Below are 6,145 nucleotides of genomic sequence, written 5' to 3'. Positions count from 1 at the left end.
GCTCCGTCAACTACAACACCGTCTGGTCGGCGAAGTTCGAACCCCTCTCCACCTTCCGCTTCCTGCGCTCCTACGCCCGTCAGGGCGGCTGGGCCGCCCGGCACGACCAGCCCTTCCACGTCCTCGGCTCCGACGGTTCCGGCGTGGTGGTACGGGTCGGCACGGGCGTGCGGCGCTGGCGGATCGGCGACCATGTCATCGTCAGCCCCGCCCACGTCGACGACCAGGAACCGGCCACCCAGACCGACGGCATGCTCAGCGAGGCCCAGCTCGCCTGGGGTTTCGAGACCAACTACGGCGGCCTCGCCCAGTACGCCGTCGCCCGCGCCAGCCAACTCGTGCCCAAACCGCCGCACCTGAGCTGGGAGGAGGCCGCCAGCATCCCGGTCTGCGGCGGCACCGCCTACCGCATGCTGGTCAGCGACCGCGGCGCCCGGATGAAGCAGGGTGACATCGTGCTGATCTGGGGCGCCTCCGGCGGCCTCGGCGCCTACGCGGCCCAACTGGTGCGCAACGGCGGGGGGATCGCCGTAGGAGTGGTGGGCTCCGAGGCCAAGGAGGCCATCGCCCGCAAACTGGGCTGCCAAGTGGTGATCAACCGCGAGGAGATCGGCATCGGTGACGACTCCGGCGAGGACGCCGAACTCGCCGTCAGGGCCGGCAAGCGGCTCGGCGCGATCATCCGCCGCGAGGTCGGGGAGGACCCGCACATCGCCTTCGAGCACGTCGGCCGCGCCACCTTCGGGATCTCCGTGTTCGTCGTACGGCGCGGCGGAGCGGTCGTCACCTGCGGTTCCAGCACGGGCTACCAGCACACCTTCGACAACCGCTACCTGTGGATGAAACTCAAGCGGATCATCGGCAGTCACATCGCCAACCTCCAGGAGATGACCGAGTGCGCCCGCCTGTTCGAGCAGGGCCGCATCGCGCCGGTGGTGTCCACGGTGTACCCGCTGGCCGAGGTCGCCGAGGCCACCCGGCTCGTACAGCTCAACCAGCACATCGGCAAGGTCGGCGTCCTCTGCCTCGCCCCCGCGCCCGGCCTCGGCGTCACCGCGCCCGAACTGCGCGCCCGCATCGGCGAGGAGCTCCTGGCCCCGCTGCGCGGGTTCACCGCCGCCGCCACGGGCTGACCCCGCAGACCGACCCGAAGGGAACGCACATGACAGCGGACACGCCGTCCGGCGGCATAGGCATCCTCGCGACCGGTTCCTACCTGCCCGCCCGGGTGGTCACCAACGCCGACATCGTCCGCATGGTGCCCGGCACCAGCGAGGAGTGGATCGAACGCAAGACGAAGATCGTCTCGCGTCGTTTCGCCGCCCCCGACGAGGCGGCCTCCGACCTCGCCGTGCGCGCCGCCGGCACCGCACTCGACGCCGCCGGTCTCGACGCGGCCGACGTCGACTACCTCATCGTCTCCACCACCACCGGCGACGCCCCGATCCCGGCCACCGCCACCCTCGTCCAGCACGCGCTCGGCGCCCACCGCGCCGGCTGCTTCGACGTCAACATCGCCTGCTCCGGCTTCGTCACCTCACTGGCGCTGGCGCGCGCCCTGATCACGCTGCGGCCGGCCGCGAGGGCCCTGGTCATCGGCACCGACGTCTACTCCCGGTTCATCGACTTCGACGACCGCGCCACCAGCGTCCTCTTCGGGGACGGCGCCGGAGCCGCCGTGGTCGCCGCCGTCGACGACGGCTCCGGCTTCCTGGACCTCGACATGGTCGGGGGCGGCGCCGCCCACGAACTGATCGAGATCCCCGGGGGCGGCAGCCGCCGTCCCGCCTCCGCCGCCACCCTCGCCGACCGCGGGCACGTCCTGCACATGCGCGGCCGGGAGGTCCACGACTACGTCATGGACAACGTCCCCGGTGTCATCGACGCCCTGCTGGAACGCTGCGACCACAAGGCGGCCGACGTCGACCACTTCGTGCCCCACCAGGCCAACGGCATGATGGTCGGCGAACTCGTCGACGCCTGCGGACTGACCGGTGCCGCCACCCATCTGCCGCTGGACCACAGCGGCAACACCGGCAGCGCCTCCGTCGCCATCGCCCTCGACGAGGCCAACCGCTCCGGCGCCCTGCGCCCCGGCGATCTCGTACTGCTCGCCGGGTTCGGCGCCGGAATGGCGGTCGCCGCCGGGCTGTTGCGCTGGTCGGCGTCCACCACCCGGAGCGCGGCATGAGCGCCCACCGGATCGGCGTCGTCGGCTGCGGCACCATGGGCGCCGGGATCACCGCCGAGTGCCTGCGCGCCGGCCTCGACGTCCGGGTCCTCGCCACCGGGCAGGCCTCCGCCGGCCGCGCCCGCACCCGCGTCCTCGGCCTGCTCGACCGGGCCCACGCGAAGGGCCGTATCGACGACGGACAGCGTGCCGAAGCCGAAGGCCGGGTGGCCTTCGGCACCGACCCGGACGCCCTCGCCGACCGGCAGGCCGTGGTCGAGGCGGTGCCCGAGGACCGGGAGACCAAGCTGCGGCTGTTCACGACCCTCGCCCAGACCGTCGAGGACCCGGCGGCGGTCCTCGCCTCCACCACCTCCTCACTGTCCATCGCCGACCTCGCCGAAGCCACCGACCGGCCCGGAGCCGTGATCGGTCTGCACTTCTTCAACCCCGTCCCGACCATGCCGCTGGTCGAGGTGATCCGGTCCCCGCACACCGCCGACACCACCGCCGAGCACGCGGAAGCACTGGTCACCGGGGCACTCGGCAAGCAGATCGTGCGTGCTCAGGACCGCTGCGGCTTCGTCGTCAACGCGCTCCTCATTCCTTACCTGATGGCCGCCGTCCGCATGTGCGAGGCGGGCATCGCCACGGCCGAGGACATCGACCGCGGCATGACCCTGGGCTGTGGCCACCCCATGGGACCCCTCGCCGTCCTGGACCTGATCGGGCTGGACGTCATCGCCGACGTGGCCCGCACCATGACGGACGGCACGGGGGACACCCGGCACGCCGTACCACCCCTGCTGGACCGGCTCATCACCGAGGGCCGCCTCGGCCGCAAGACGGGTCACGGCTTCCACCGGTACGACACCGGGCGAGCCGCCTCATGAGCACCGCCACCGGCGGTGACCCGTCCGGCACCAGCCTGTGGGTCCGCCGCTTCCGGCCCCGCCCCGACGCCCCCACCCGCCTGGTCTGCCTCCCGCACGCGGGCGGTTCCGCCACCTTCTTCGCCGCGCTGCCCGAACTGCTGGGCGACGACCTGGACATGCTCGCCGTCCAGTACCCGGGTCGCCAGGACCGCCGCCACGAACCCTTTCCACCGAGCCTGGACGCACTGTCCGAGCAGGTGGTGGCAGCACTGCTGCCCTTCACCGACCGGCCCCTCGCCGTCTTCGGGCACAGCCTCGGCGCGGCACTCGGCTACGAGGTGGCCCGAGGCCTCCAGCGGGCCGGCCGGCCGCCGGCCGCGCTGTTCGCCTCCGGCCGCCGGGCGCCCTCCCGGCACCGGCCCGAACAGGCCCACCTCCTCGACGACGAGGCACTGCTGCGCGAGGTGCGCGCGCTGAGCGGGACCGACTCCCGGGTCTTCGCCGACGAGGAACTCGTCCGGATGGTGCTGCCGGCCATACGCGCCGACTACCGCATCGTGGAGAACCACCGCTCGGCCCCGGACCCCCTCCTCGACTGCCCGATCACCGTCCTCACCGGCGACGCCGACCCGAAGGTCACCGTGGACGAGGCCCGGGCCTGGCAGCACCACACCACAGCCGCCTTCGACGTGGTCACCTTCCCGGGCGGCCACTTCTACCTCACCGCGCACGCGGCCGAGGTGGCCACGACGATCACCACCGCCCTGACGGCCGGCCGGTCTCTGACCACCCCGCCCTGACGGCTCCGCGGATCGCCCTCTCACACGCGGGCCGGGTGAAAACGCTTGTCGTTGTGCAAGCGGCCGCTGGCTGGGTACCTGCGTGCCACGGCCCGCAGGCGGCGGGCGTCCGGCGGGTGCCGGTGCGCGGAATGGGGCGATCGAGGTGACAGTGGGCGAGGTACGGGGTCCCCGGGCCATGCGAGGCTTCGCCAGAGTCCTGGGGGGCCGTTACCGTCTGGACGCGCTGATCGGCTCGGGCGGATCCGCGAACGTCCACCGCGGAGAGGACCTTCGGCTGCGCCGGGCCGTGGCGGTGAAGGTCTTCCGCGCCGGTACCGGCTTCGACACCGAGGAGGACTTCCGCAGCGAGGCGGTGATCCTGGCCCGGCTCCAGCATCCAGGTCTGGTGACCGCCTACGACGCCGGATCCCAGGACGGCGAGGCCTACCTCGTCATGCAGCTGATCGACGGCCCCACCCTGAAAACCCGGATAGCCGAGGGCCCCCTCCCGTGGGAGACCACCGCCGCGCTCGGGGCGCACCTGGGCGACGCGCTGGCGCACGCCCACGAGAAGGAGATCGTCCACCGGGACGTCAAACCGTCCAACATCATCCTCGACGCCTCCGGCCGGCCCCACCTGACGGACTTCGGGATCTCCCGCCTGCTGGACGCGACCACCCGCACGGCCACCGCCACCCTGATCGGCACGGCGGCCTATCTGTCCCCCGAGCAGGTGCTGGGGCAACGCGTGGGCCGTCCCGCCGATGTCTTCGCTCTCGGTCTGGTCCTCCTCGAATGCCTCACCGGCCGTCTCGAATACGACGGCGGTCCCCTGGAGTCCGCGATAGCGCGCCTGCACCGCCGGCCGGTGCTGCCCGACTTCCTGCCCGAAGCCTTCGCCGCCCTGCTGCGCGACATGACCGCCATCGACCAGGGGACCCGGCCCACGGCACGCGACTGCGCCCAGGCCCTCACCCGTCTCGCCGCTTCGGGAGCGACTCCTGCCGCATCCGCTTCCCGGCCCGCGGCCGGCGCCGTGCCGCGGACAGCCGCGGACCACACCGACCGCACACACCGCGCCGTGTCACCCGCCGCGGGAGCATCCCCCGGCCCGAGCGTCCCGGACGGGCCGCCCCGGCTGTCCTCCCGGCCCCTGTTCGCGCGCGGCCGCCTGCGCGTACGAGGGTCGGCGGCCGCACTGGCCGCCCTCGCCGCCGTCGGCCTCGTCGTCAGCGACGGATTCTCCCAGCGCGATGCCGCCAGTGAGGCGGCCCCGTCGGTCACCGATCCCGCCACCCCGTCCGCGTCCCACGACAGCGCCGCCCCGCACGACGGGGCGACGCGGCTCTCCCACGGTCCCACCCCCGCCGCCCACCCGGCGGACGACTCCGTCCGGATCCCCGGCGCGCGCCCGTCCTCCGACTCCGCCGGGCCCACCACCCGTGAAGCCGCCCCTCCTCCTGACGCCGTCGAACAGACCACGGCCGACACGGTCGGCAAGGGCAAGGGGCCCGCACACGCTGACCCACCGGGTCAGACGCGGAAGAACCACCACGGCAGGAAGGCGGCGCACGCCAGGTGAAAGGCCCACAGGCGCCGACAGCCGTGCCCGAGAGCGAACTGGTCCGGGCCGCGCGGATCAACGAGGCCCAGGATCAGGTCCCGGACCCCGCCGTGCGACCCCGGGTTCGTCGGCAGGGCCGCCACAGGAGGGACCGCATGCCCGGCACCCTCGTCACCGGCTCGACCGGGGAGCACGGGCCGAGGTGGGCGACCTGGCCCAGGTGCGCGACGTTGCACAACAGGCCAACGCGCTGGGGCCCTTCGCCGGCCACGGCCGACGACCCGCAGATCCTGGTCAGCGGGCGGTACTGGCACCATCGGCGCCCCCGCGAGCCGCACCGGGCGGTCCACGACGAGAACTTCCAGGACACCCTCCTCGCATCCCTGGCCGCCCACACCGGAAGCAGGATCGCACCTCGCTGAAGTACCGGCGGGGACAGCCGCCGTCACCCGGCCGGCTCCACGTCGCGTCCCGCCTGGCGGAACCGGGCGATGCTGACGCAACGGGCCCCATAGACTCGGCCCTCGCCTGCGGCCTGGAGGCCAAGCGGGTGTCGTCAGCAGGAAAGGGACCAGTACGGTGAGTGCAGCGGCACAGAGCGACGCTCCGATCTACGAACGGCTCATACGCGAACGGGGTGATGTGGCCGCCGATGCGCGCAGGACGGCGGAGGCGACCTGGCGGGAGGTCAGCCGGGCCGTGGACTTCCGCCTGCCCTACGCGACCGCCACGCACGACGTCAGGCCCCGTTGAC

Annotated in this window: 7 protein-coding genes; all 7 read left to right on the top strand. The window is 73.1% G+C overall.

Features of this window, described 5'->3' with window-relative positions:
• Window positions 1-1,133 (top strand): crotonyl-CoA carboxylase/reductase (gene ccrA / locus AB0958_RS37655; protein WP_366894993.1); only part of this gene is annotated, 1,133 nt, incomplete at its 5' end.
• Between the two features lie 29 nt (window positions 1,134-1,162).
• A complete protein-coding gene (locus tag AB0958_RS37650; protein WP_366894992.1) occupies window positions 1,163-2,191 on the top strand; it encodes a ketoacyl-ACP synthase III in 1,029 nt (342 codons plus the stop codon).
• Window positions 2,188-3,063, top strand: coding sequence for a 3-hydroxybutyryl-CoA dehydrogenase (locus AB0958_RS37645; protein WP_366894991.1), 876 nt, complete (start codon window positions 2,188-2,190; stop codon window positions 3,061-3,063). The genes AB0958_RS37650 and AB0958_RS37645 overlap by 4 nt, the downstream gene beginning before the upstream one ends.
• Window positions 3,060-3,845 carry an alpha/beta fold hydrolase gene (locus tag AB0958_RS37640; RefSeq protein ID WP_366894990.1) on the top strand — a complete coding sequence of 262 codons (786 nt, stop codon included), beginning with the start codon at window positions 3,060-3,062 and terminating at the stop codon, window positions 3,843-3,845. The genes AB0958_RS37645 and AB0958_RS37640 overlap by 4 nt, the downstream gene beginning before the upstream one ends.
• A gap of 178 nt (window positions 3,846-4,023) precedes the next feature.
• A complete protein-coding gene (locus AB0958_RS37635; RefSeq protein WP_366894989.1) occupies window positions 4,024-5,409 on the top strand; it encodes a protein kinase in 1,386 nt (461 codons plus the stop codon).
• Between the two features lie 137 nt (window positions 5,410-5,546).
• A complete protein-coding gene (locus tag AB0958_RS37630; protein WP_366894988.1) occupies window positions 5,547-5,813 on the top strand; it encodes a hypothetical protein in 267 nt (88 codons plus the stop codon).
• A 157-nt stretch (window positions 5,814-5,970) separates the two neighbouring features.
• Window positions 5,971-6,144, top strand: a complete 174-nt coding sequence (locus AB0958_RS37625) for a hypothetical protein (protein ID WP_366894987.1) — start codon at window positions 5,971-5,973, stop codon at window positions 6,142-6,144.
• Window position 6,145: the final 1 nt, after the last annotated feature.

It is taken from the genome of Streptomyces sp. NPDC006655 (assembly GCF_040703965.1).
GTDB lineage: Bacteria > Actinomycetota > Actinomycetes > Streptomycetales > Streptomycetaceae > Streptomyces.
This window is presented reverse-complemented; position numbering and strand designations above follow the sequence as displayed.